Genomic DNA, 24,283 nt, shown 5'->3' with positions numbered 1-24,283 from the left:
CACGGCGCCCTTTTTGTTTTGGTTTGTGTTTGCTTTTTGCGTTTGTTTGTCGCGGTATGGCGCTGAACGTGTCGCAGTTTTTCCTGAAAACTGAGACATGGTCGGGCTTTGTTCGATCGGCTACCCGGAAATCGGCACGGTGCGAGACGCAGATTGGCTGCTCGCGGCATGAGCACGATCCTCGAAACCACCAAAGCCGCCCTCTAGCCGGTGTTTGATCACGAAAGACTTCCTGAGCTTCAGCGATGGATACTCAAACAAGTGCCACGAGATCACGGCTGCCGTCAGCGCGAGTGGAAACCCAGCAAAAAACAATGTCCACCATCGGTCACCGATCCAAGCCTCAGGGAAATAGTGGATCAGCAATTGGAGGAAGGGCGTATGGTAGAGATATAGGCCGTATGAATAATCACCGGTCCCAAATCCGGGAAGGCGAGGCATCGGCGACAGCCCAATCATCACGGTCAAATATCCGAGCAGCGGAAGTATGATCGAGAAGACTGCGGGATGGCTCAACAGGACCGCGGGATCGCCAAACGTGCTCACAAGCATCGCCACACACACCAGGCCAATCGCAATCGCTTTGGAGAAAGGCACGTAGTACCGCAGCTGATAAAGGACAATTCCGATCAAAAAAGAGGGCCAAAGTAACGATCCGACGGAAAAGAAGACGTGCACCGCCAGGTTTTCAAGAAACGATGCATGATCGCTTAGCAGGTGCGCCGTTAGCAGCCGGAGCGGAATCCCGACGATCAAAGCGGCGTATGTGAGCACTAGTACCAATCCGGGGCGTTTGATCGCTCCAGAAATCATCAGTCCAGCAAGAATGGCGTAACAGCCGATCTCGAAGGGGATCGTCCAAAGTGCCCCATTCACCTCTGGCGATGGGTTGTTCTCAAACACGCCCGGAAGGGAGTACTGCATCCAGCCCGTGATATTGAGGAAGTAAGTAAAGAAAGTTGCGTCAGTAAAATACTCCTTTGCAGGCAGCCTCGTCACAAGCGGACCAATTAGAAGCGCCGCGAAAACGATGTCGGCGACGAGTGCAGGCAAGATACGCGCAGCGCGGTTCAACAGGAAGTTTTTCGTAGAGAGCCGCATACTGCTTCCCGCTACGAGAAATCCGCTTAAAGCAAAAAACATGGGCACGAGCATGTATTGGGAAAGCCAAAAGGCGGAGGACTTTACCGTCTCCACATGCCCGCTCAGCCACGCGGTGTGCCAGCCGATAATGCCTGCTGCCAAAAATACGCGCAGGAAATCGAAGCCTCGGCCGAACCCCTTTTGGTCGTCCAAGGCGGAGCCTAAGGTTTGCATCCAGTACTTCCCAAGGGACGTGAAGGCCCCTGGTGGGACCCATACGCTACAACCTAAGCGCGACGGTAATATGGGAGTCCTAAACCCCTGTTAATTGTTGTGATATGCATTGCACTATAGGTTGTGTTGCATGAGTGCACGACGCCTAGGGCAAAGCGAGCAAACGCCGTGCCCGAAAAGCGTCCTACGATTTGCGGCTAACCTATTGAACTGGTTAGAGGCACTTAGAGGCGTTTTTACAGCTAAGTGTCTGAAAGTGTTAATATCCGCAATATTTCCTGAAAACTTGCCTGTGAACGCAAACCGAATGCGAACTCGCCGTCGCTCACAGTGTGAGCTGCAATGGGCGCGCAACGTCATTTCGGAAATCCAACCGAAAGCGTTGCCAGCATTCGGAGTGAGCGATGTCGCTCGATAGCATCACGCTTTATATCATGGCCACGATGGTCGCCGCACTGCTCGGCACCATGCTGCTGTTCTTCGGCAGCCAGGAGAAAAATCCCGCATTGAAATGGTGGGGCACTGCCTATCTGCTCGGCGCGGCCTCGGTCGCGCTGTGGAGCATGGCGAGCCACATTCTGGGCGAGACGCTCTCGCTCGCGCTCAACGCGGTTGGCTTCGTCGCCTGCGGCATGGTCTGGAACGCCGCCCGCGTGTTCCACGGTAGAAAGCCCAACCTGCCGGGTCTCGTGCTCGGAGCGATCGCCTGGGTGACCACGGTCACGACGCTCAATCCGCAGGCGCATGAGCTGCGGCTCACCATCGGCGCCGCGATTGTCGCAGTCTACGCCGCGCTGACCGCGACCGAGCTGTGGTCGGAGCGTCGCAAGCAACTGCAGCGGCGCTGGCCGGCGCTGACGGTGCCGGTGCTGCATGGCTTTGTGCTGATGCTGCCGATCCTGCTCGGCGACACCCTGCGGCCTGGCGACGAGAAATTCGCCACCAGCATCTGGGTCACGATTTTCTCGATCGAGCTAGTGCTCTATGCGGTGGGCACCGTGTTCGTCATATTCATGCTGGTGTCCGAACGCACGGTGAGCGCGCACAAGACCGCGGCCTCGGTCGACCCCTTGACCGGTCTGTTCAACCGTCGCGGCTTCGCCGAGGCCTGCACACGGGTGATCGATCGCGAGGCCAAAGCCGGGCGGCCGGTGAGCGCCCTGATTTTCGACATCGATCATTTTAAGGGCATCAACGACCGCTTCGGCCATCCGGCGGGCGACGAGATCCTGAAGCTGTTCTCCACCATCGTGGTCAACAATCTGCGCATCAGCGATCTGTCCGGCCGCATCGGCGGTGAGGAGTTTGCCGCGCTGCTGCCCTGCTCGCTGGAGGAAGGCGTGCTGGTCGCCGAGCGGGTGCGCGAGGCCTTCGAGGCCTCCGATATCGTGGTCGAGGAGGGCAAGGTCGACACCACGGTCAGCATCGGCGTCGCCGGTGGTCCGGCCGGCACCGAGCTCGAAGTGCTGCTTGCCGCCGCCGACACCGCGCTGTACCAGGCCAAGCGTGGCGGTCGTAACCGGGTCGAAACCGCGGAGGAGTTGCCGCTGTCGCTGGAGAACTGGCGGCGAAAGACGGCGGGCCTGCCGCCGCCGGCGCGAAGCTCGCCTGCGATCGCCTGAGGGCTTTTGCTGCGCCTGCTCTGGTCGGAAAGCCGCTACACAATTTTCCGGATCAGGCTGTAACGGTGCGTTTACCATTCGGTCTCATCCTTGAACGATGAGGATCAGCCGGAATCACGCACCGAAAGCCCTGCTGCTGGCGCTGGAAGCAGATGCGGCATCCGCCCGCGGCGGCTTTGCCTGCCTGTTCTCGTCGTCCGACGAATATGAGGCCGCGCTGATCATGGCGCGGCGTGCACGGGGATACTATCAGCGCCGTCACAATGCCTGGCCGGTCGTCGCCCTCATCGCCTGCGCAATCGCAATCGTCGGCGCGGTGCTGCTCGCCGGTTGAACGCGGGGCCGCTTAGGCTTACGAGGCGCCATGCGGCGCCTTTTTCTTTTGTCCCGTTTGAGCTAGACACGCGCTCTCAAAAAACACGGAGACAAGCCTCATGGTCACCGAAATCGCGCAAATCGACGTCAAGCCTGGCACCGAGAAGGAATTCGAGGCTGCGGTTGCCAAGGCGCGCGCCGCCTTCGGCCGCTCCAAAGGCTTTCACGGCTTCGAGCTGCACAAGTCGATCGAGAAGCCGCAGCGCTACCGGCTGATGGTGAAATGGGCGACGCTGGAAAACCACACTGTCGATTTCCGCGGCTCGGAGAATTTTGCCGAATGGCGCGGACTGGTCGGGCAGTATTTTGCGGCACCGCCCGAGGTCGAGCACACCGAGACGGTGCTGACCTCGGCGGGTTAGGTGGTCAGGCCGCTGCCGGCGCGGCCGCGGTCTCGTTTGACTTGAAATAGTCGATGATGACCTTGGCTATGGCCATCATCGGCAGCGCCAGCGCCAATCCCCAGATCCCGAACACCACGCCAAGCAGGATCTGGAAGGCGAACAGCGTTGCAGGCGGGATATCGAGCGCCTGCCGCTGCAGCAGTGGCGTCAGCACATAGCTTTCCATCGCGTGCACGCCGAGGAATAGCAGGAACGCGCTCAGTGTCGCGATCCAGCCCGAGGACAGGCTCGCCAGGACGACGATCAGGCCCGCGATCAGCGCACCGACAGTCGGGATGAAGCCGAGCAATCCGGCCTGAACGCCCAGAATGAACGAGCCGGGAATGCCGATGATGGCGAGCCCGATCCAGGTGACCACGAAGATCGCAAACATGGTGGCGATCTGGGCGATCAACCAGCGCTCCAGTGTTTCGCCGATGCGATCGACGATGACGGTGGTGCGAGCGCGCTGCTTCGCCGGGACCAGGAACAAAAGCCCGTTGCGGTAGACGGAAGGCTGGGCGGCAAAGGCGAGCCCGAGGAACAGAACAATGAAGAGATTGCCGACGGCGCCGACCGTACCCAGCAGCAATTTGAAGGTCTGGCTGACGATCGCCCCACCGCTCGAGGCGATCGTTCCGGCGCTCGGAAGATGCGAGCTCGCACCGGCCCCGGTTGGTGTGCCCGACGGTCCGCCCTTGTCGCCGCTGTTGCCGAGGTCGAAATAGCTGGTATCGATGCCGTTCTTGTCGAGGAAGCTTTTGAAGTGGACGAGCTGACCCTTAATGGTGTCGCTGAGCGCCGAGGCCTGCTGGGCGATCGTGGCGCCCCCGAGATAGCTCACGCCAGAGGCCAGCACCGCCAGCACCACGCAGACCATGGCTAGCCGCAGCGGGTGGGGCAGGGGGATCAGCCGACCAAGCCGGTTAGTCATGGCGTTGAGCGCCACCGCCAGCAGCACGCCGGTGAAGATCAAGAACAGCGTCGCGGCGAAATACCAGGCAAACATCAGGACGGCCGCGAACAGCACGACGCCGATGCCGCCGATGGCGATTGCCCAGGCCAGATCAATGCGCGCCTGCAGGCGCTCGTCGTTCGACACCGCCAATTTTGTCCCCACGTTCAGAGAGCCCTTACCGCACTGTTCAGCCAAAAGCTGCCGGGATCAAGCCGTGTGCAGCCGGGCGCGCATTTTGGCCGAGGGATGAACCCACCGCAGAGCAGCGCGGCCGTGGAAAGGGGTTCTAAAATATTGATCCGGCGCAGGACGGAGGGCATGATTAGGGTTTCGAACAGGGAGGGCTGGAAGAGGCATGAGGAGAAAGCCGGTCGTCGGCGTGATCGGGAACGCCCACCGCATCGAAAGTCGCTTCGACGTGCAGGTGGTCGGCGAACGCAATATGCGCGCCGTGGCTGAGGTCGCCGGCGCGCTGCCTCTGATGTTTGCCGGGTGCCCTGAGATCACCGATGTCGGCGCCTTGCTCGACGTGGTCGACGGTATTGTGCTGACGGGCGCTCGCGCCAACGTCCATCCGACCCGCTTCAATATCGAGCCCCATGTCAGGCACGAGCCCTATGACATCAAGCGCGACGAGGTCGCGTTGGCGCTGGCGGAGGCCTGCGTTGCCCGTGGTATTCCACTGTTCGGCATCTGCCGCGGCCTGCAGGAGATGAATGTCGCCTTCGGCGGCTCGCTGCATCCGGAGATCCGCGAGATCCCGGGGCGGATCAACCATCGCATGCCCCGGCTCGAGAACGGCGAAATCCATCCCGACCCGCGGGTCGTGTTCGCCGATCGTCACGAGGTCTCCCTGGCGCCGGACGGGGCCTTTGCCAAAATCCTCGGCTGCGAGAAGATCCGGGTCAATTCGCTGCACGGGCAGGGCATTCTCGAGCCCGGCAAGCGCGTGGTGATCGAAGGCATCGCGGAAGACGGCACGATCGAGGCTATCAGGATTGCGGACGCGCCCGGCTTTGCGCTCGGGGTGCAATGGCACGCCGAGTACGACCCGCAGAGGAATCCGATCAACCGCAAGCTATTCCAGGCCTTTGGCGTGGCGCTCAGCACGCACGTCAAAGTGGGGGCCAGCGCGTAGGGGCGATACACGCAGCCAAAAAGCAAAGGCGCTCCGCGAGGGAGCGCCTTTTTCGTTGTCGGATGTGAGCGGCGCTCAACCCGAATAGTACATGTCGAACTCGACCGGGTGCGGGGTCATTTCGAAGCGCTCGACCTCGGTCATCTTCAGCTCGATGTAGCTGTCGATGAAGTCGTCGTCGAACACGCCGCCAGCCTTCAGGAAGGCGCGGTCCTTGTCGAGATTCTCCAGCGCCTCGCGGAGCGAACCGCACACGGTCGGGATCTGCTTCAGCTCTTCTTTCGGCAGGTCGTAGAGGTCCTTGTCCATCGCCGGGCCCGGATCGAGCTTGTTCTTCACGCCGTCGAGACCCGCCATCAGCATCGCGGCAAAGCCGAGATAGGGATTGGCGAGCGGATCGGGGAAGCGCACCTCGACGCGCTTGGCCTTGGGCGAAGCGGTGTAGGGGATGCGACAGGAGGCGGAGCGGTTGCGCGCCGAATAGGCGAGCAGCACCGGCGCTTCATAACCCGGGACCAGACGCTTGTAGGAGTTGGTCGAGGGGTTGGTGAAGGCGTTGATCGCCTTGGCGTGCTTGATGACGCCGGCGATGTAGGACAGGCAGATTTCCGACAGGTCGGAATATTTGTTGCCGGCGAATACCGGCTTGCCGTCCTTCCAGATCGACTGGTGGCAGTGCATGCCTGAGCCGTTGTCGCCATAGACCGGCTTCGGCATGAAGGTGGCGGTCTTGCCATAGATATGCGCGACCTGCTGGATGCAGTATTTGTAGATCTGCATCTGGTCGGCCATCAGCGTCATGGTGTCGAACTTCATGCCGAGCTCGTGTTGGGCGGACGCGACTTCATGATGGTGCTTCTCGACCTTGACGCCCATCTTGGCCATGGCGCCGAGCATTTCGGAACGCATGTCCTGCACCGAGTCCTGCGGCGGCACCGGGAAGTAGCCGGCCTTGGTGCGGATGCGGTGACCGAGATTGCCGCCCTCATATTCAGTGCCGGAATTGATCGGCAGCTCCGAGGAATCCAGCCTGAAGCCGGTGTTGTAGGGGTCCGTCGAATAGCGAACGTCGTCGAACACGAAGAATTCGGCCTCGGGGCCGAACATGACGGTGTCGCCGATACCCATCGACTTCACCATCGCCTCCGCCTTCTTGGCGATGCCGCGGGGGTCGCGGTTGTAGGGCTCGCCGGTGGTCGGCTCCAGCACGTCGCAGACCAGGATCAGGGTGGTTTCCGCAAAGAACGGATCGATCGTCGCCGTCACGGGATCGGGCATCAGGCACATGTCGGATTCATTGATCGCCTTCCAGCCGGCGATCGACGAGCCGTCGAACATCAGGCCTTCGGCAAACGTGTCCTCTTCGATCATGCTGACGTCGAAAGTGACGTGCTGCCACTTGCCGCGCGGATCGGTGAAACGCAGGTCGACATATTTGACGTCGTTATCTTTGATCGATTTGAGGACGTCCTTGGCGGTCTTCATGAATCCCCCTCTAGGCTTTTGAGGCTACAGGTCGAGTTAATCCGTCCGCGGACCATCGACCGCGGGTGGATGGTCAATAGCCGGGGGGACGGCCCAAGACAACACAAAGGCAAACGCAAACTGCCGGAAATACCGGCACCTGTCGCCGATTTGACTTCTTGCGCGCCGGAAAAAGGAACTAAATTGCATCCAGACCGGATTCACCGGTGCGGATGCGGATAGCCTCCTCGATATTCGAAACGAAAATCTTGCCGTCGCCGATGCGCCCCGTCTGGGCGGCACGGCGGATCGCATCGATCGCTCGCTCGACCAGATCGTCGCCGATCACGATCTCGATTTTGACCTTGGGCAGGAAGTCGACAATGTATTCGGCGCCGCGATAGAGCTCGGCATGTCCCTTCTGCCGGCCGAAGCCCTTGGCCTCGGTCACGGTGATACCCTGGAGACCGACCTCCTGAAGCGCTTCCTTCACCTCGTCGAGCTTGAACGGCTTGATGATGGCTTCGATCTTCTTCACGTGAGCGCCTCCCGGGCCTTTCCCAAATTGCAATAACGTCATCAGGCTGCGCATAAGACGCAAAGATGAGATTCCTGACGTTTCGGACCACGCCCGACCCTCCAGCAGCGCCAACCATTGGTTTCAGGGCCAGTGAGCGCGGGCGAACCGAAGCGGCTTCCTCAAAAGCAGGGTCTATGCCAAGTTGTTAATCGGCCTGATTTTGGAACGTTATCAGACTTTTAACGGGCATTTCGCTTGCTAATGTGCGAACCGGCCCAGAATAGCGAAGCCTACGGAATAGGCAAATAGATGAGCAAGTGTGCAGTCATCGGCTGCGCCCGCCCGGCACGATGGCTGGATGCCTCAGGATAAGGCGTTTGAGTTAGGAATTCGGCATGGACGTATTGACCACCGCTGAGATGGAACGGGCCGACCGGCTCACGATCGCGGCCGGCACGCCGGGCTTTGCGTTGATGCTCAGTGCTGGCCAGGCTGTCGCCGAGGCCGCAGGAGACCTGGTGGAGGAGGGGCCGATCCTGGTGGTTGCCGGTCCGGGCAACAATGGCGGCGACGGTTTTGTGGCGGCAGCCGAGCTGGCTGCGCAGGGACGCGAGGTCTCGGTGAGCCTGATGGGCGAGCGCGACGCGCTCAAGGGGGACTCGGCCTCGGCGGCGAAGGGATGGAAGCATCCGCTGCTGCCGTTCACGCCGCAGGCGATCGGCAAGCCGGCCCTCATCATCGATGCGCTGTTCGGTGCCGGCCTCAACCGCAGCATCGCTGGAGAAGCCCATGACATGATCGCGGCGATCAATGCCAATGGAGCGCCGGTGATGGCAGTCGATCTGCCGAGCGGAATCAACGGCAACTCGGCGGCCGTGATGGGGATTGCGGTGCGCGCGACGGAGACGATCACTTTCTTCCGCAAGAAGCCGGCGCATCTGTTGCTGCCGGGGCGCCTCTATTGCGGCCGCGTGCGCGTCGCCGATATCGGCATCGGGGCAGGCGTGCTCGACGAGATCAAGCCGCAGACCTTCGAAAACACCCCGCAGGTTTGGCGCAACGCCTTCCCGGTGCCGCGTACCGAGGCCCACAAATATGCGCGCGGTCACGTGCTCGCGGTTTCCGGCGACATGGCGGCAACCGGCGCCGCACGAATGGCGGCGCGCGGCGCGCTGCGAGCCGGTGCGGGACTCGTGACGTTGGCCTCGCCGCGCGACGCGCTTGCCATCAATGCGACTGCGCTCACCGCTGTCATGGTCCGCCCCGTGGATACTGCAATCGAATTTGGCGAGCTGCTTGCCGACAAGCGGTTCAATGCCTGCATAATCGGCCCCGGCGCAGGGTTCGGCGAGCGCACCCGCGACTTCGTTCACACGGCACTATCCGCAAAACGCGCGGTGGTGCTCGACGCCGATGCGCTGACCAGCTTTGCCGATGCGCCGGAGCGCCTGTTCGAGTCGATCAAGGCGGCCGCTGAGAGCCAGGTCGTCCTCACCCCGCATGAGGGCGAGTTTCCACGTCTGTTCAGCGACATCAGCAACAAGAATCCCGGGCGTTCCAAGCTCGAGCGCGTGCGCGCCGCGGCTGTGCGCTCCGGCGCCGTCGTGCTGTTGAAAGGGCCTGATACCACGGTCGCCGCACCCGATGGCCGCGCCGCCATCGCCGCCAACGCACCGCCCTGGTTGGCGACCGCCGGTGCCGGCGATGTGCTCGCTGGCATCATCGCCGGCCTCATGGCGCAGGGCGTTCCTGCTTTCGAAGCCGCAAGCATCGGGGTCTGGATGCATGGCGAGGCCGGGCGGGAAGCGGGGCCGGGCCTGATCGCCGAAGACCTGCCGGAAGTGATGCCGGCGGTGCATCGGCACATCTATGACGAGTTCGGCATCGATTACTGACGCAACAATCCGGCGGCTCGTCAGATCAGATATTTTGCGACCGCTGTCTCGTTCCACTCGAGGCCGAGGCCCGGGCCACGCGCGGTGAGAGTACCGTCAACAATCTGAATCGGATTGGCGAGGATCGCAGCGGCGAGATCGAGCACCTCCAGCCAATGCGCGGTCGGCGTCACCGAGAGCATGTGGGCACTTGCTTCGGCAAACAGATGGCTCGACATCGGGATCGAGGCTGCATCAGCTTGCCCCGCGACATTGAGCCAACCGGTGATGCCGCCGACCTTCATCAGGTCTGGCATGATGAAGTCGCTGGCGCGGGCCGCGATGGCCTCGGCAAAGCCGCGTGGAAACCACCAGTTCTCGCCGGCCTGGATCGGGATCGGCGACCCTTCACGCACGCGGGCGTGGCCGATCAGATTTTCCTGCGGCACCGGCTCTTCGACCCAGGTGAGATCGTAAGGCGCAAGACGGGCGATGCGGCGCTTGGCTTCAGCCGGATCGAGCGATTGGTTGAAGTCGATCATCAGCGCGACGTCGGGGCCGAGCAGCGCGCGTACGCCCTTGACCACCCGCTCGTCGTTGGCGGCATCGCCGTCGCCGCCCTTGATCTTGATGCCGCGAAAACCCTGGTCCAGCGAACGCCGCAGCGCCCTTTCGTCGGCGACCGGATCGACCGCGCCATAGCTGTCATAGGCTCGCATGGGCCGCGCGGCGCCGCCGAGCAGTTCAACGAGCGGTTTGCCGGCGATGCGGCCAAGCGCATCCCAGAACGCCATGTCGAGGCCAGAGACGGCCATGCCGACCAGGCCCTGCCAGCCGAGCAGGCGAAACCTGGCGTCCATCGCCTTCATCAGCTCGAACGGCGTCAGCGATTTGCCTTCGAGATCGCGCCCGATCTCCTCGATCAGCAGCACCAGAGGTTTCAGCGTGACCCTCGAGTAGCCAAAAATATACGAGCGTCCGGTCACGCCTTGATCGGTTGCGATGTCGATCAGGACCAGCGGCGCGGCTTCGATCACACCGAAGGCGTTTCTGACCGGCCGCGCGATCGGCGCGACGACGGCGCGGGCATTGACGCTGCGAATAGCGGGGATTGTCTTGTTCATTGCCGATTCCCTTGATCTGCTGTTTCGGCCGTTCCCTCAGTCGACACTGTACCACCTGACCAGGCGTGGCGCGCCCCAGCGCGTCGCCGTGGACTCGATCAGCCAGCGGCCTGAAAACGTAGCGGCAAAGGCAATGCGCTGGGTCTGGCCCGGCTCGATCACCAGCGTATCCAGCCAGAACGGTTTCCAGCCGTCATCGAGCCGGTCGAGCAGCCGGAAATGATGGCCATGGAAGTGAAAGCTGGTCGCGAGTGCGACGCGATTGCTCAGCGCGAGAACAATGACGCGGTCCCTCCTGACCTTGAAGGCGGGAGCAGCCGCGGCCGACAAACCGGCCGGGGTCACCCATTCGGCGCCATCGAGTGCGAGCTCGGCCCGTAAGGCGCTTTTCAGGTCCAGCTGCGCTGGCAGGCCGTCCGCCGGCAGCGCGGGAGGCAGCGGCAGCGGGCTTGGGCGGATCGACGCCTCGCCGGAGGCGACGACCCGGCCGATGGGGCGGGCCTGCTGGCCGTCGTGCAACAGAATTTGGGAAACGCTGCCCGGCGGCACGGTCGCGTCGATCAGGGCGTCCACGCGGCCGCCGGGGGCCAGCACCAGCGCGCTGTTGCGGGCTGGAAAGGGCTCCGCAGGGGCACTGTCCATGGCGATGACGCGAACCTCCAGCCCCTCGATTTTGACTGCGAAGACCTGCTGTTGGCTGCCATTGATGAAGCGCAGCCAGAGGCGCTCGCCGGAACGCACGGGAATATCTGGTAAAACCTGCCCGTTGACGGTGAAAAGCGGCTCGCCCGCGGTCTCAGGGCGGGATGCCGTCGCTCCCGCCCGCCAATCCTCGATCAGCACGATCTCGTCGCGATCGACCGCGATCGGGACGCTCTCCTCGACGATGAACGGCAGCGGCCGCGAGGGCGGTGCCCCAGGAGCGGCAAGGAGCCGGAGATCAGCAAAGAACGTCCCGGCGCGGCGCAGCGGCAATGGGAAGGTCGCCTCGGCGCCGGGTGGGACCGCGGGGCGGGCGATCAAAGGCTCGGCCAGAGCCGCGCCATCGATCCCCCGCCAGTCGGGCACGGCCGCCACCGGCAAACGATTCCGAAAAGTCACCTCGACCTGACCGCCCTTGAGCCGAAGGGGTGAGATGGATGGGACCAGCCCCCATATTGTGGTCGGCGCCTGACCGGGACCCAACGGAATCGTCGCTAGTTGCGCCTCAAGCCTGAGGCTTTGGTCCGCCTGCGCAGGCGATGCCGGTGACAGGCTGGCGCTCAAGGCAGCCGCGCCTAATCCGGCCATGAAGTGGCGCCGGTCAGGGGCAAAAAACCTATTTGCTATGAGGCAGGTGGGGGCCATTCTTAGTCTATGGTATCGACGGGCTTGGATGGTTGCAAAAAGGTGCCATTTTTTTGCTGCGGATGGACAGGCTCATGTTATAAGCCCGCCCGCCCGCGGTATCGCGGCCTGACTTGCTAGTCACGCGGGCGTGGCGGAACTGGTAGACGCGCTGGATTTAGGTTCCAGTGACGAAAGTTGTGGGGGTTCGAGTCCCTCCGCCCGCACCAAGCGCTGTTTTGGCGTTTGCACCAGGGATCACTGGAGAACCTTCTTCCCCGTCCGGGGATTCGGTTCGCCGACAACACCGGCGCAAGGCTTTGGCTGCGCGCCGAACAGATGGACAATTTTCGGGGCAAAACCCCGACGAAGCGGAAGAAGATTTTTTGCCATGCAGGTCACCGAAACCCTCGCTCAGGGATTGAAGCACGAGTTCCAGATCAGCGTTCCCGCTTCCGACCTCGATGCCAAGGCGGATGCGCGTCTGGTCGATATGAAGGACAAGGTCCGCCTCAACGGCTTTCGTCCTGGCAAGGTGCCGGTCGCTCATTTGAAGAAGGTCTATGGTCGCTCGGTGATGGCCGAGACCATCGACCAGACCATCCGCGACACCAATACCCAGATCTTTACCGAGCGCGGCTTCCGCCTGGCGACCGAGCCGAAGATCACCATGCCCACCGAGAAGCAGGAGGTCGATGATATTCTCGCCGGCAAGTCGGACCTCAAATATACGGTTGCAATCGAGGTGGTGCCCGCGATCCAGCTCGCCGACTTCAAGAGCTTCGATGTCGAGAAACTCGTCGCCGACGTCAGCGACGCCGACATCGATGAGGCGATCAAGCGCATCGCCGACCAGAACCGCAGCTATGCGGCGAAGGGCGAGGGCGCCAAGGCTGAGTCCGGCGACCGCGTCACCATCAGCTTCAAGGGAAGCATCAACGGCACGCCGTTCGAGGGCGGCACCGGCGAGAACATTCCGGTCGTGATCGGTTCGAACACCTTCATTCCCGGCTTCGAGGAGCAACTGACCGGCGTCGGCAGCGGCGAGACGCGCACGCTGAAGGTCACCTTCCCGAAGAACTACGGCAATGCCACGCTCGCGGGCCAGCCGGCGGAGTTCGAGACCACGGCAACGCTGGTCGAGGCGCCCCAGCCGGTCGAGATCAATGACGAGTTCGCCAAGACACTCGGCCTTGAGTCGCTCGACAAGTTGAAGGATGCCATGCGCGAGCGCCTGACAGCGGAGTTCTCCGGCGCGACGCGCCAGCGCGTCAAGCGCGCGCTGCTCGACCGTCTCGACGAGACCCACAAGTTCGAGGCGCCGCCCTCGCTGATCGAGGAAGAGTTCAACCTGATGTGGAACTCGGTCAAGGCCGAGATGGATTCCGGCGGCAAGACTTTTGCCGATGAGAACACCACCGAGGAAGCGGCGAAGGAGGAGTACCACAAGATTGCCGACCGCCGCGTCCGCCTCGGGCTGGTGCTGTCCGAAATCGGGGAGAAGAACAAGATCACGGTGACCGATGACGAGGTCAGTCGCGCGGTCATCGAGCGGGCGCGCTCGATGCCGGGCCGCGAGAAGGAAGTCTGGGATTTTTACCGCAACAACGCCAATGCGCTGGCCCAGCTTCGTGCACCGATCTATGAGGACAAGGTCGTCGACTTCATCCTCGAGCTCGCCAACGTGACCGAGAAGAAGGTCTCGCGCGAAGAGCTGTTCAAGGACGACGACGAGAAGGCCGCGGCCTGATTTTTACCAGTCAGGCCTGCGTTAATGATGAATGGCGAAGGCCGCCGCAAAAGCTGGCGGCGGCATCGCGAATCGGTTTGAACAGCAGCCGCCGAGGCGGTCGCGGCCGGCGGTTTGTCGCAGGTCTTGCCGCTGCGAATTTGGCTCATATCTCTGCCTTCCGTCCAGCATCACGGGACGGGCGTCAGGCCAGTCACGTCCTTGATTCCAAGGCATGCTGTCGGACGTTCGGCCCCAGCAGTTAGGGTGACTCATGCGCGATCCCGTTGAAACCTACATGAACCTCGTGCCGATGGTCGTCGAGCAGACCAACCGCGGTGAACGCGCCTACGACATTTTCTCGCGGCTTCTGAAGGAGCGCATCATCTTCGTGACCGGTCCGGTCGAGGACGGCATGTCGACGCTGATCGTCGCACAGCTGCTGTTCCTCGAGGCGGAAAATCCGAAGAAAGAAATTTCGATGTACATCAACTCGCCGGGTGGCGTGGTTACGTCGGGACTTGCGATCTACGACACCATGCAATTCATCCGCCCGCCAGTGTCGACGTTGTGCACGGGCCAGGCGGCCTCGATGGGCTCGCTGTTGCTCGCCGCCGGCGAGAAGGACATGCGCTTCTCGTTGCCGAACTCGCGCATCATGGTGCACCAGCCCTCCGGCGGCTTCCAGGGCCAGGCCACCGACATCATGCTGCATGCTCAGGAGATCTTGAACCTGAAGAAGCGGCTCAATGAAATCTACGTCAAGCACACCGGGCAGACCTACAAGGCGATCGAGGACGCGCTGGAGCGCGACAAATTCCTCACCGCCGACCAGGCCAAGGATTTCGGGCTTGTGGACAAGGTGATCGACAGGCGTCCTGAGGATCCGCAGGCAGCCAAGGCGGCGTGATTGGGCGGCATGGATTCCGTCAAGGGTAACGGTTTGCAACTCCTGCGGCAGGCAGGCATGTGCGGCACTGCGGCAACGCGCCCGCGCAGGCAGAAAGTTCCCCTTTCGTGCTGATTTTGGCGTGGCAAAGGCGCCACGCCGGGCGGATTTCGAGGATTTCCGCTCGTGCGAAGGTCACAAATCACGGTATTGTCACGGATTGAGGCAGACGCCCGTTTAGCGAATTCTTGATAGTCGGGTGTCAGCATGGTTGGCTACGAAAAGATCGGTCAGGATCATGGGATTCGTAAGTCAACCGTGATCTGCACGGTGAACAAGGCTAGGGTCTTTTTTGGTACGGAATTTGCTCTATCTAGTTTCCATGACGGACCTTCCCGAAGTGGAGCGATCGAGCGGACGAGGTCGAACGGCGGACGGAGACAGGAATGAGTAAGGTCGGCACGAGCGACTCCAAGAACACGCTGTATTGCTCGTTCTGCGGCAAGAGCCAGCACGAGGTCCGCAAGCTGATCGCGGGACCGACGGTCTTCATCTGCGACGAATGCGTCGAACTCTGCATGGATATCATTCGCGAGGAGAACAAGTCTTCGCTGGTGAAGTCGCGCGACGGCATCCCGACGCCGAAGGAAATCTGCAAGGTCCTCGACGACTACGTGATCGGCCAGAGCCACGCCAAGAAGGTGCTCTCGGTTGCGGTCCACAATCACTACAAGCGGCTCAATCACCAGACCAAGCACAACGACGTCGAGCTTGCGAAGTCGAACATCCTGCTGATCGGTCCGACCGGCTCGGGCAAGACGCTGCTGGCGCAGACGCTGGCGCGGATTCTCGACGTGCCCTTCACCATGGCGGATGCGACGACACTGACCGAAGCCGGCTATGTCGGCGAGGACGTCGAGAACATCATCCTGAAGCTGCTGCAGGCGGCCGACTACAATGTCGAGCGCGCGCAGCGCGGCATCGTCTATATCGACGAAATCGACAAGATCAGCCGCAAGTCCGACAACCCCTCGATCACCCGGGACGTCTCGGGCGAGGGCGTGCAGCAGGCGCTGTTGAAGATCATGGAAGGCACGGTGGCTTCGGTCCCGCCGCAGGGCGGCCGCAAGCACCCGCAGCAGGAGTTCCTGCAGGTCGATACGACCAACATCCTCTTCATCTGCGGTGGCGCGTTCTCTGGGCTCGAGAAGATCATCTCGGCGCGGGGGCGTTCAACCTCGATCGGCTTTGCCGCTCAGGTGCTGGCGCCGGAGGACCGGCGTACCGGCGAAATTTTCCGCCATGTCGAGCCCGAGGATCTCCTGAAGTACGGCCTGATCCCCGAATTTGTTGGACGTCTGCCTGTCGTGGCGACGCTGGAGGATCTGGACGAGGCCTCGCTGAAGAAGATCCTGACCGATCCGAAGAACGCGCTGGTCAAGCAGTATCAGCGCCTGTTCGAGATGGAGAACATCGAGCTCACCTTCGCCGACGAGGCGCTGGGCGCGGTCGCCCGCAAGGCAATCGAGCGCAAGACCGGTGCGCGCGGCCTGCGTTCGATCCTGGAGAGCATCCTGCTCGAAACCATGTTCGACCTGCCTGGCCTCGAAGGCGTCGAAGAGGTAGTCATCTCGCGCGAGGTCGTGGAAGGTACGGCGCGACCGCTGTACATCTATGCCGACCGTTCGGACCGCGCGGTCGAGAGCAGCGCGAGCGCCTGATCCCGTCAGGTTTCGTGCTTGGAAGAGTAGTCGAAAGACGGCTGCGGAGCATTTTCCCGCAGCCGTGTTTGCGTGAGCGTTATGCTGCGCTGGACGGCAATTTTACGGGCAATTTCACGGACTTGACACCTCCCTACCCGATAGCCACCTAATAGCGTCGGGCGATGAAGAATCTGCTTTAGATTCGCCTCTCATCGATCCTGAAACTGAACCGGTCTTCCCTCCAAAAAGGCCGTTTCGTTCGGATCAATTCGGCACCTTGTGGCGGTTGCGCAAAGACGCGGGCTGCGTGCAAGGGGGCACAGCAAAAGGAACAGGCCATGACTACCCCGAAAACTCGGCCAACCATCATCCACGGCGAATCGCATTCCTATCCGGTGCTGCCGCTGCGCGATATCGTCGTTTTCCCGCACAACATCGTGCCGCTGTTCGTCGGCCGCGAGAAGTCGATTCGCGCGCTTGAAGAGGTGATGCGCAACGACGCGCTGGTGATGCTGGCGACGCAGAAGAACGCCTCCGATGACGATCCTGCGCCCGACGCGATCTACGAGACCGGTACGCTCGCAAGCGTGCTGCAGCTCCTGAAATTGCCCGACGGCACCGTGAAGGTGCTGGTCGAAGGGCTGGAGCGCGCGCATGTCGAGAAATATTCCGATCGCAGCGAATTCTATGAGGCGACTGCCGTTGCGCTCGCCGACACCGACGCCAAGTCCGTCGAGGCCGAAGCCTTGTCGCGTTCGGTCGTGTCCGATTTCGAAAGCTATGTGAAGCTGAACAAGAAGATCTCCGCCGAAGTGGTCGGCGTGGTCCAGGCCATCACCGATTTCGGCAAGCTCGCCGACACCGTGGCCTCGCATCTTGCCGTGAAGATCGCCGATCGCCAGGGCATCCTGGAGACGCTGTCGGTCACCACGCGCCTGGAGAAGGTGCTTGGTCTGATGGAGAGCGAGATCTCGGTGCTGCAGGTCGAGAAGCGCATCCGTTCGCGCGTCAAGCGCCAGATGGAGAAGACCCAGCGCGAGTATTACCTGAACGAGCAAATGAAGGCGATCCAGAAGGAGCTGGGCGACGAGGACGGTCGCGACGAACTCGCCGATCTGGAAGAGAAAATCAACAAGACCAAGCTCTCCAAGGAGGCGCGGGAGAAGGCGCAGCATGAGCTGAAGAAGCTGCGCCAGATGTCGCCGATGTCCGCGGAAGCGACCGTCGTGCGCAACTATCTCGACTGGCTGTTGTCGATCCCGTGGAACAAGAAGTCGAAGGTCAAGAAGGACCTGGAGCAGGCGCAGGCAATCCTGGACGCCGATCACTACGGGCTTGAGAAGGTCAAGGACCGCATCGTCGAGTATCTCGCGGTGCAGTCGCGCGCCAACAAGTTGACCGGACCGATCCTGTGCCTGGTCGGGCCTCCCGGCGTCGGCAAGACCTCGCTCGGCAAGTCGATCGCCAAGGCCACGGGCCGCGAATTCGTGCGCGTCTCGCTCGGCGGCGTGCGCGACGAGGCGGAGATCCGCGGTCACCGCCGCACCTATATCGGCTCGATGCCCGGCAAGATCATCCAGTCGATGCGCAAGGCCAAGACCTCGAATCCGCTGTTCCTGCTGGACGAGATCGACAAGATGGGCGCCGATTTCCGCGGCGATCCGTCGTCGGCGCTGCTTGAGGTCCTCGACCCCGAGCAGAACTCGACCTTCAACGATCACTATCTCGAGGTCGACTATGATCTCTCCAACGTCATGTTCATCACGACCGCGAATACCCTGAATATTCCCGGCCCGCTGATGGATCGCATGGAGATCATCCGCATCGCCGGCTACACCGAGAACGAGAAGGTCGAGATCGCGCGCAAGCACCTGATCCCGAACGCGGTCTCGAAGCACGGGCTGGACTCGAAGGAGTGGTCGATCGACGACGACGCGCTGCTCCTGATGATCCGCCGCTACACCCGTGAAGCGGGCGTGCGTAATTTGGAGCGTGAGCTCTCGACGCTGGCCCGCAAGGCCGTCAAGGAGCTGATGATCTCGAAGAAGAAGTCGGTGAAGGTGACCGAGAAGACACTGGAAGAGTTCTTGGGCGTGCCGAAGTACCGCTTCGGCGAGATCGAGAGCGACGACCAGGTCGGCATCGTCACCGGTCTTGCTTGGACTGACGTCGGTGGTGAGCTGCTCACCATCGAAGGCGTCATGATGCCCGGCAAGGGCAAGATGACCGTCACCGGCAACCTGCGCGACGTCATGAAGGAATCGATCTCGGCCGCGGCGTCGTACGTCCGCTCCCGCGCGATCACCTATGGCATCGAGCCGCCGATGTTCGACAGGCGCGACATCCACGTCCATGTGCCGGAGGGGGCGACCCCGAAGGATGGGCCTTCCGCCGGTGTTGCGATGGCGACCGCGATCATCTCGGTCATGACGGGCATCCCGGTCCGTCACGACGTGGCGATGACCGGCGAGATCACGCTACGCGGTCGAGTGCTGCCGATCGGCGGCTTGAAGGAGAAGCTGCTCGCGGCCGCCCGCGGCGGCATCAAGACGGTCCTGATCCCCGAGGACAATGCCAAGGATCTCACGGAAATTTCCGATGCGATCAAGGGCGGCATGGAGATCATTCCCGTCGCCCGTCTCGACGACGTCGTCTCGCGGGCGCTTGTCCGCCCGCCGGTGCCGATCGTCTGGGAGGAGGATACCAAGGTTCCCGTTGCCTCCGAAACGGGCGACGAAGCCTCCGGCGGCCTGACCGCTCACTGACAAAAAAACAACCATCAAAAAACGGCGCCTTCGGGCGCCGTTTCTTTTTTTGATCTCATTTTTCGCGCGAGATGGAGGGCGGTGCGCCAAGAAAATCGCGTCAAACAAGAATGAGAGTTCATGCGCCATGCATATCGACGGGCAATGCCACTGCGGCCGAATCGTTTTTGAGGCCGATATCGATCAAGAAGCCGTCTGGATCTGCAACTGTACGGATTGCCAGACCCTGACGGGCTCACCCTACCGGGTGACGGTGATCTGCTCAGGTAGCCAGATCCACAGCAGAGGTGAGACGAAAATCTACGCCAAGACCGGAGACAACGGCGGCGTCCGCTATCAGCATTTCTGCGGCGATTGCGGTTCGCCGCTGTTTACCAGCGGCGAGGGCGAGCACACCGACGACTGGGGCATTCGCTGGGGCGCGATCCGCCAGCGCGCCGCGCTCAAGCCCACCCGTCAGATCTGGTGCCGCTCGGCCGTGCCATGGCGCAGCGAGGTGTCGGACTTACCTGGACGGCCAACGGACTGATCCTGGGACCAGCCTTGCGCATCGGGGTGGGTCAGGGTTAAACAGCGCCTTGTAAAGGGCGGTTAGCTCAGCGGTAGAGCACTGGTTTTACACACCATTGGTCGGGAGTTCGATCCTCTCACCGCCCACCATTCATGCTTCGTGCGAAAGCGACGCACCGTAAGGCTCGTGTCAGCATTTGGCTAACCCAAGCTGGAGCCTCGCTCGGTGGTTTTCGTCGGGCCAGGCTTTTTCTCGCCTCGTGTCGCTCGTTCTCCTAGGCAGGCCTTTGGTCGACGGCTCAGAACGATACGCCGACTCGCATGGCCCGTTTCCAGACCAGCCGGCAGCGCTTTCTGGTGGTGCCGTAGATCAGCTCGAAGCGCGGGGGCAGGTCGGCAAATTTCTGCAACTGCAGGCAAGCGCCGCCAGCCGAGTAGTCGATCAGGGTGCACTCGATGACCGGCGCATTCGGAGCCGACAGGATCTTGGCGGCCTTGGAAAGCCGGCCATCGGGCCTTTGTCGCGGATACAATCGCTGTTGAGACATGAGCGGATCCTACGTTTCATCGACAAGTTCGGCAGAGCGAATACATTCCAGTGGCAACCGGACACCTCACATTCTGCACAGGACGCGCTTCGTTAGGGTTTAGCCGAATGATCAATTTTGATGGTTTGGCCGCTTGATTCCCCGGGGCGATCGGACCGCCGTGCGTTTTGCGCACCGGGCCTCGCGTGGTTAACCGGCATTGAATGGGGCCGGTCAAGTGCCCGGGGCCGCGGCTGTCTGCGGTCGGTGGCGTCGCAAAACTTTCGCGCAGGGGCCCTTGGGTCCATTACCGCGTTCCAGTACGATTCATTGATTCGTATCCGACCAGCATGTCGTCGCCTTCCGAAATCGAGATGAGAGGAGTTTTCCGTCCGCCGGCGCCCGTGCCGCCAGCGGACATGCCCGGCCTGTTGCGGCTTCTGGCAACGCTGAAGCGAAACCCCCTGGAGTGCTGGAGCGCGGGATTTTTCGAACAGCCGATTGTACGGGTGAGGCTGCCATTCCTCGACCCTGTCCTGGTTCATGATCCCGCCGCGATCAAGCGCGTGCTGGTCGACAATTCGGCGAATTATCGCAAGGACCCGATCCAGCGCCGCATCCTCGCGACCGGGCTTGCTGATGGCCTCTTGAGCGTCGAAGGGCAGCGATGGGACGTGCAGCGCCGGACGCTTGCGCCGTTGTTTGCGCGCCGCACGGTGACGTCCTTCACTGATGCCATGCTCAGGGCTGCCGATAATCTCGGCAATCACTGGGGCAAGCTCAAGCCTGGAAGCATTGTCGATGTCGCCGCCGAGTTCACCCTGCTGACGTTGCACGTGCTCGCGCTCACCATCTTCTCGGACGGCATCGGTAGCAATTTCGATGCCTTTCGCGTTGCCATGAACGACTATTTTGGCGCGATTGGCAGGATCAGCGTGCTGGACCTGATCGGCGCACCCGATTACGTGCCGCGGCGCGGTCGCAGGCGCTTGCGGCAAACCATGGCCTATTTCGAGGGTGTCATCGACGAGGTTATCGCGGCCAGGCGTCGCCGGCTTGATCATTCGACGGATACCGGTGCACCCGATGATCTCCTGGCGCTGCTCCTGCGCGCGCTCGATCCGGCGACGGGGCGGCCGATGAGCCTCGCCGAGGTGCGCGCGAATGTCCTGACCTTTCTTTCGGCGGGGCATGAGACCACAGCGAATGCCTTGGCCTGGGCGGCATTCCTGCTGTCGCAATCGCCATATTGGTCTGCGCGGGTGCGGGCAGAGGCGGATGCGGAACTCGATGGCGATCGCAACGGGCTCCTCGAGCGGTTGGTCGTGACCAAAGCCGTGGTCGAGGAGGCGTTGCGGCTCTACCCATCCATCGCCGCGCTGAGCCGCGTGCCGGAACGCGCCGAGGTGATCGGCGAGATCAGCCTGCAGCCGCAATCGCTGATCGTGATCGCGCCCTACATCCTGCATCGGCACCGTCGCTTGTGGGAGCAGCCCGATCTGTTCGATCCGACGCGGTTTCTTGGCGCCGCAAAAGCCAAAATTCCTCGCTTTGCCTATTTGCCGTTCGGTGCCGGTCCTCGCACCTGCATCGGCTCGTCCTTCGCCTTGCAGGAAGCCACACTTGTGCTGGCGAGGCTGGTGCAGCGGTTCGACATGCAGCTGGTACCTGGTGCGAAAGTGTGGCCGTTGCAGAAGATCACCCTGCGGCCTGGCTATGGCTTGCCGATGCGGATCACGCCCCGATCAAATGCCCGACATCCGCCGTGCTGCGATTGCCAACCTGGGTGATTTCATCAACACTCGTGCAGCACGGCCCGCAACGTATTGCGAGGTGATGATGGAAACGCCCGTAGGTCATGATCGTAACGCCGACCAGATCGCCTATTGGAATGGTCCGGGCGGTCAGCACTGGACGGATCGGCAGGCGGTGCAGGACATTCTGCTGGCGCCGATCTCGGATATCTTGATCGCCTCCGCCGCGCCCAAGGCTGGCAACCGTGTCATCGATGTCGGCTGTGGCTGCGGCGCGACCAGCATTGCGCTGGCTGGACGTGTTGCACCCGGCGGCTTTGTGCTCGGCGTCGATATCTCTGCGCCGATGCTTGCGCGGGGGCGTGAGCTCGCGCCCAAAGACTTACCGCTGGATTTCGCGCTCGCGGATGCGACCGTCTATCCCTTCGATCCCCAGAGCTTCGATCTCGTGACCTCGCGCTTTGGCGTGATGTTCTTCGCTGAGCCTGCCGTCTCTTTTGCGAATTTGCGCAAGGCGCTGAAGCGTGACGGGCGCGTGGCCTTCATCTGCTGGCGCGAGCCGAAGCATAATCCGTGGATGATGACCCCCTTGCAAGCGGTCTACAAGCACGTCCCCAAGCTGCCGCAGGTCGGCCCCGAGGATCCCGGGCCGTTCTCATTTGCCTCCGAAGAACGGGTACACCGGATTCTCGGCGAGGCCGGCTACACCGGGATTACGATGCGGCCGCACGATCTGTCGCTCGATATCGCGATCGGGCGCGGGCTCGATGCTGCCGTTCAAGGCGCGCTCGAAATCGGCCCGGCCAGCCGCGCGCTGCAGGATCAGCCGGAGGAGGTGCGCGAAGCGGCGCGCGCCTCGATCCGCGATGCGCTCGCGCAATTCGTGCAGGGCGAGAGCGTGGTGCTGCCGGCCGCGATCTGGATCGTCACGGCACGGGCGTCGTAGCGAGGCGGATCAGGCTACGACTTCTCTTCCCAAATCATCGCCAAGTGTACGATGGTCTCGGCGGCCTTTTCCATGTCCTGGCGGCTGACCCATTCCAGGCGGGAGTGGAAGGCGTGTTCGCCAGCGAAGATGTTGGGGCAGGGCAGGCCCATGAAGGAGAGGCGTGAGCCATCGGTGCCGCCGCGGATCGAACTGCGCTCCGGCGTGAGCCCGGCGCGGCGGATCGCTTCGATCGCGTAGTCGACCGTTTCGGGGTGACGGTCGATGATCTCTTTCATGTTGCGGTACTGCTCCTTGATCTCCATGCGGTAGGTGGAGCGCGGATAGTCCTTCATCACGTCCTTGACGATCCGCTCCAGGAGCGCCTCTTTCTGCTTCAGCCCGGCAACGGTGAAGTCACGCACGATGAATCCGATCGTTGTCTGCTCCAGCGCGCCGGAGATGCCGATCGGGTGCAGGAAACCTTCCTTGCCCTCGGTGGTCTCGGGCGAGCAGGTGTCCTTCGGCAGCTGCTCGATGATTGCTGCCGCGATCTTGATCGCGTGCTCCATCTTGCCCTTGGCAAAGCCCGGATGGGTGCTGACGCCCTGGATGATGATGGTAGCGGCGTCGGCCGAGAAAGTTTCGTCCTCGATCTGGCCCGCAGTCTCGCCGTCCATCGTATAGGCGAAATCGGCAGCCAACTTCTTCAGGTCGACCTTGTCGACGCCGCGGCCGATCTCCTCGTCGGGTGTGAACAGTATCTTGATCGTGCCGTGCTTGATCTGCGGGTTCTGCACCAGGAACTGCGCCGCATCCATGATCTCGGCAACGCCGGCCTTGTTGTCGGCACCAAGCAGCGTCGTCCCGTCGGTCGTGATGATGTCATGGCCGATCTGCTGCTGCAGCGCCGGATGTTCGGCTGCGCGGATGATCTGGCTCGGATCGGCGGACAGGGTTATGTCGCCGCCCTGGTAGTTCCTGACGATCTGCGGCTTGACGTTCTTGCCGGTGCAGTCGGGCGAAGTGTCCATGTGCGAGCAGAAGCAGATCACCGGCACCTTCTTGGTCGTCGTAGCCGGGATCGTTGCGTAGACATAGCCGTGCTCGTCGAGATGGGCGTCGGCAAGGCCAATGTCTTTCAGCTCTGCGGCGAGCAGGCGGCCGAGGTCCTTCTGCTTCCCGGTCGAGGGGCAGGTCGGCGACTCCGGATCGGATTGGGTGTCGATGGTGACGTAGCGGAGGAAGCGCTCTGTAACGCTATGCTGAAACGGCAGAGAGGAGGACACAGTCGAAAACCGCGGCTTGGAGGGGATCGGGAAACAATACCACAAAAAGAAATGCCATTCCGAGGGCCGCGAAAAACCTTCGAAATGGCGC

The 24,283-nt window shown here is 62.1% G+C and carries 20 protein-coding genes and 2 tRNA genes; 14 read left to right on the top strand and 8 right to left on the bottom strand.

The window, feature by feature from the left end:
• Positions 1-120: 120 nt before the first annotated feature.
• The gene (locus A3AI_RS0109845) at positions 121-1,317 is read right to left on the bottom strand and encodes an acyltransferase family protein (protein ID WP_024515419.1); all 1,197 of its coding nucleotides are present in this window, start codon (positions 1,315-1,317) and stop codon (positions 121-123) included.
• Between the two features lie 404 nt (positions 1,318-1,721).
• On the opposite strand from A3AI_RS0109845, the gene A3AI_RS0109840 reads away from it, so the two are divergent.
• The 3 genes from A3AI_RS0109840 (at position 1,722) to A3AI_RS0109830 (ending at position 3,676) form a co-directional block, all read left to right on the top strand.
• A complete protein-coding gene (locus tag A3AI_RS0109840; protein ID WP_024515418.1) occupies positions 1,722-2,939 on the top strand; it encodes a GGDEF domain-containing protein in 1,218 nt (405 codons plus the stop codon).
• 97 nt (positions 2,940-3,036) lie between these two features.
• Positions 3,037-3,273 carry a hypothetical protein gene (locus A3AI_RS0109835; protein ID WP_024515417.1) on the top strand — a complete coding sequence of 79 codons (237 nt, stop codon included), beginning with the start codon at positions 3,037-3,039 and terminating at the stop codon, positions 3,271-3,273.
• A gap of 100 nt (positions 3,274-3,373) precedes the next feature.
• Positions 3,374-3,676, top strand: a complete 303-nt coding sequence (locus tag A3AI_RS0109830; RefSeq protein WP_024515416.1) for an antibiotic biosynthesis monooxygenase family protein — start codon at positions 3,374-3,376, stop codon at positions 3,674-3,676.
• 4 nt (positions 3,677-3,680) lie between these two features.
• Here A3AI_RS0109830 and A3AI_RS0109825 read toward each other — a convergent pair whose 3' ends face one another.
• Positions 3,681-4,805, bottom strand: coding sequence for an AI-2E family transporter (locus A3AI_RS0109825; protein ID WP_024515415.1), 1,125 nt, complete (start codon positions 4,803-4,805; stop codon positions 3,681-3,683).
• A 205-nt stretch (positions 4,806-5,010) separates the two neighbouring features.
• Here A3AI_RS0109825 and A3AI_RS0109820 point away from each other — a divergent pair, with 205 nt between their 5' ends.
• A complete protein-coding gene (locus A3AI_RS0109820) occupies positions 5,011-5,793 on the top strand; it encodes a gamma-glutamyl-gamma-aminobutyrate hydrolase family protein (RefSeq protein WP_024515414.1) in 783 nt (260 codons plus the stop codon).
• Positions 5,794-5,868: 75 nt separating this feature from the next.
• Here A3AI_RS0109820 and glnA read toward each other — a convergent pair whose 3' ends face one another.
• Together glnA and A3AI_RS0109810 are read right to left on the bottom strand one after the other, a co-directional pair.
• A complete protein-coding gene (gene glnA / locus A3AI_RS0109815) occupies positions 5,869-7,278 on the bottom strand; it encodes a type I glutamate--ammonia ligase (protein ID WP_024515413.1) in 1,410 nt (469 codons plus the stop codon).
• A gap of 178 nt (positions 7,279-7,456) precedes the next feature.
• The gene (locus tag A3AI_RS0109810) at positions 7,457-7,795 is read right to left on the bottom strand and encodes a P-II family nitrogen regulator (protein ID WP_007603495.1); all 339 of its coding nucleotides are present in this window, start codon (positions 7,793-7,795) and stop codon (positions 7,457-7,459) included.
• Between the two features lie 377 nt (positions 7,796-8,172).
• Here A3AI_RS0109810 and A3AI_RS0109805 point away from each other — a divergent pair, with 377 nt between their 5' ends.
• Positions 8,173-9,672 carry an NAD(P)H-hydrate dehydratase gene (locus tag A3AI_RS0109805; RefSeq protein ID WP_024515412.1) on the top strand — a complete coding sequence of 500 codons (1,500 nt, stop codon included), beginning with the start codon at positions 8,173-8,175 and terminating at the stop codon, positions 9,670-9,672.
• A gap of 20 nt (positions 9,673-9,692) precedes the next feature.
• On the opposite strand, the gene A3AI_RS0109800 is transcribed toward A3AI_RS0109805, so the two are convergent.
• Positions 9,693-10,775 (bottom strand): enolase C-terminal domain-like protein, encoded by a 1,083-nt coding sequence (locus tag A3AI_RS0109800; RefSeq protein WP_024515411.1) that lies wholly within the window; start codon positions 10,773-10,775, stop codon positions 9,693-9,695.
• 36 nt (positions 10,776-10,811) lie between these two features.
• Entirely contained in the window at positions 10,812-12,041 is a 1,230-nt protein-coding gene (locus A3AI_RS0109795; RefSeq protein ID WP_245286863.1) for a multicopper oxidase family protein, read from the bottom strand.
• A gap of 205 nt (positions 12,042-12,246) precedes the next feature.
• On the opposite strand from A3AI_RS0109795, the gene A3AI_RS0109790 reads away from it, so the two are divergent.
• From A3AI_RS0109790 to A3AI_RS0109755, 7 genes are all read left to right on the top strand, one after another.
• Positions 12,247-12,331 (top strand) — tRNA-Leu (locus A3AI_RS0109790).
• Positions 12,332-12,492: 161 nt separating this feature from the next.
• On the top strand, positions 12,493-13,851 hold the full coding sequence (gene tig / locus A3AI_RS0109785) for a trigger factor (protein WP_024515409.1): 1,359 nt from the start codon (positions 12,493-12,495) through the stop codon (positions 13,849-13,851).
• A 253-nt stretch (positions 13,852-14,104) separates the two neighbouring features.
• Entirely contained in the window at positions 14,105-14,740 is a 636-nt protein-coding gene (locus tag A3AI_RS0109775) for an ATP-dependent Clp protease proteolytic subunit (RefSeq protein ID WP_024515408.1), read from the top strand.
• A 425-nt stretch (positions 14,741-15,165) separates the two neighbouring features.
• Positions 15,166-16,440 (top strand): ATP-dependent Clp protease ATP-binding subunit ClpX, encoded by a 1,275-nt coding sequence (gene clpX, locus A3AI_RS0109770; RefSeq protein WP_024515407.1) that lies wholly within the window; start codon positions 15,166-15,168, stop codon positions 16,438-16,440.
• 320 nt (positions 16,441-16,760) lie between these two features.
• A complete protein-coding gene (gene lon / locus A3AI_RS0109765) occupies positions 16,761-19,187 on the top strand; it encodes an endopeptidase La (protein WP_024515406.1) in 2,427 nt (808 codons plus the stop codon).
• A 127-nt stretch (positions 19,188-19,314) separates the two neighbouring features.
• Positions 19,315-19,716, top strand: coding sequence for a GFA family protein (locus A3AI_RS0109760; protein WP_024515405.1), 402 nt, complete (start codon positions 19,315-19,317; stop codon positions 19,714-19,716).
• A 56-nt stretch (positions 19,717-19,772) separates the two neighbouring features.
• Positions 19,773-19,847: transfer RNA gene (locus tag A3AI_RS0109755), tRNA-Val, on the top strand.
• Positions 19,848-19,996: 149 nt separating this feature from the next.
• Here A3AI_RS0109755 and A3AI_RS0109750 read toward each other — a convergent pair.
• Entirely contained in the window at positions 19,997-20,245 is a 249-nt protein-coding gene (locus tag A3AI_RS0109750; RefSeq protein ID WP_024515404.1) for a pilus assembly protein PilZ, read from the bottom strand.
• 353 nt (positions 20,246-20,598) lie between these two features.
• On the opposite strand from A3AI_RS0109750, the gene A3AI_RS0109745 reads away from it, so the two are divergent.
• Both A3AI_RS0109745 and A3AI_RS0109740 read left to right on the top strand, forming a co-directional pair.
• Complete coding sequence (locus tag A3AI_RS0109745) at positions 20,599-22,014, top strand: cytochrome P450 (protein ID WP_084800884.1); 1,416 nt, start codon at positions 20,599-20,601, stop codon at positions 22,012-22,014.
• Positions 22,015-22,063: 49 nt separating this feature from the next.
• Positions 22,064-22,924 (top strand): class I SAM-dependent methyltransferase, encoded by an 861-nt coding sequence (locus A3AI_RS0109740; protein WP_024515402.1) that lies wholly within the window; start codon positions 22,064-22,066, stop codon positions 22,922-22,924.
• Positions 22,925-22,938: 14 nt separating this feature from the next.
• On the opposite strand, the gene pepT is transcribed toward A3AI_RS0109740, so the two are convergent.
• Positions 22,939-24,192, bottom strand: coding sequence for a peptidase T (gene pepT / locus A3AI_RS0109735; RefSeq protein ID WP_024515401.1), 1,254 nt, complete (start codon positions 24,190-24,192; stop codon positions 22,939-22,941).
• Between the last annotated feature and the right edge of the window lie 91 nt (positions 24,193-24,283).

The organism is Bradyrhizobium sp. Tv2a-2, assembly GCF_000472425.1.
In the GTDB taxonomy this organism is placed as follows: domain Bacteria; phylum Pseudomonadota; class Alphaproteobacteria; order Rhizobiales; family Xanthobacteraceae; genus Bradyrhizobium.
Note: the sequence above shows the minus strand (reverse complement) of the source record. Positions and strands in the feature narration are given on the sequence as shown.

Bases quoted from the DNA above. Each gene is read 5' to 3' on its own strand.
- A3AI_RS0109845 (WP_024515419.1), bottom strand. From the start codon at position 1,317: ATGCAAACCTTAGGCTCCGCCTTGGACGACCAAAAGGGGTTCGGCCGA.
- A3AI_RS0109840 (WP_024515418.1), top strand. From the start codon at position 1,722: ATGTCGCTCGATAGCATCACGCTTTATATCATGGCCACGATGGTCGCC.
- A3AI_RS0109835 (WP_024515417.1), top strand. From the start codon at position 3,037: ATGAGGATCAGCCGGAATCACGCACCGAAAGCCCTGCTGCTGGCGCTG.
- A3AI_RS0109830 (WP_024515416.1), top strand. From the start codon at position 3,374: ATGGTCACCGAAATCGCGCAAATCGACGTCAAGCCTGGCACCGAGAAG.
- A3AI_RS0109820 (WP_024515414.1), top strand. From the start codon at position 5,011: ATGAGGAGAAAGCCGGTCGTCGGCGTGATCGGGAACGCCCACCGCATC.
- glnA (WP_024515413.1), bottom strand. From the start codon at position 7,278: ATGAAGACCGCCAAGGACGTCCTCAAATCGATCAAAGATAACGACGTC.
- A3AI_RS0109805 (WP_024515412.1), top strand. From the start codon at position 8,173: ATGGACGTATTGACCACCGCTGAGATGGAACGGGCCGACCGGCTCACG.
- A3AI_RS0109800 (WP_024515411.1), bottom strand. From the start codon at position 10,775: ATGAACAAGACAATCCCCGCTATTCGCAGCGTCAATGCCCGCGCCGTC.
- tig (WP_024515409.1), top strand. From the start codon at position 12,493: ATGCAGGTCACCGAAACCCTCGCTCAGGGATTGAAGCACGAGTTCCAG.
- A3AI_RS0109775 (WP_024515408.1), top strand. From the start codon at position 14,105: ATGCGCGATCCCGTTGAAACCTACATGAACCTCGTGCCGATGGTCGTC.
- clpX (WP_024515407.1), top strand. From the start codon at position 15,166: ATGAGTAAGGTCGGCACGAGCGACTCCAAGAACACGCTGTATTGCTCG.
- lon (WP_024515406.1), top strand. From the start codon at position 16,761: ATGACTACCCCGAAAACTCGGCCAACCATCATCCACGGCGAATCGCAT.
- A3AI_RS0109760 (WP_024515405.1), top strand. From the start codon at position 19,315: ATGCATATCGACGGGCAATGCCACTGCGGCCGAATCGTTTTTGAGGCC.
- A3AI_RS0109750 (WP_024515404.1), bottom strand. From the start codon at position 20,245: ATGTCTCAACAGCGATTGTATCCGCGACAAAGGCCCGATGGCCGGCTT.
- A3AI_RS0109745 (WP_084800884.1), top strand. From the start codon at position 20,599: ATGAGAGGAGTTTTCCGTCCGCCGGCGCCCGTGCCGCCAGCGGACATG.
- A3AI_RS0109740 (WP_024515402.1), top strand. From the start codon at position 22,064: ATGGAAACGCCCGTAGGTCATGATCGTAACGCCGACCAGATCGCCTAT.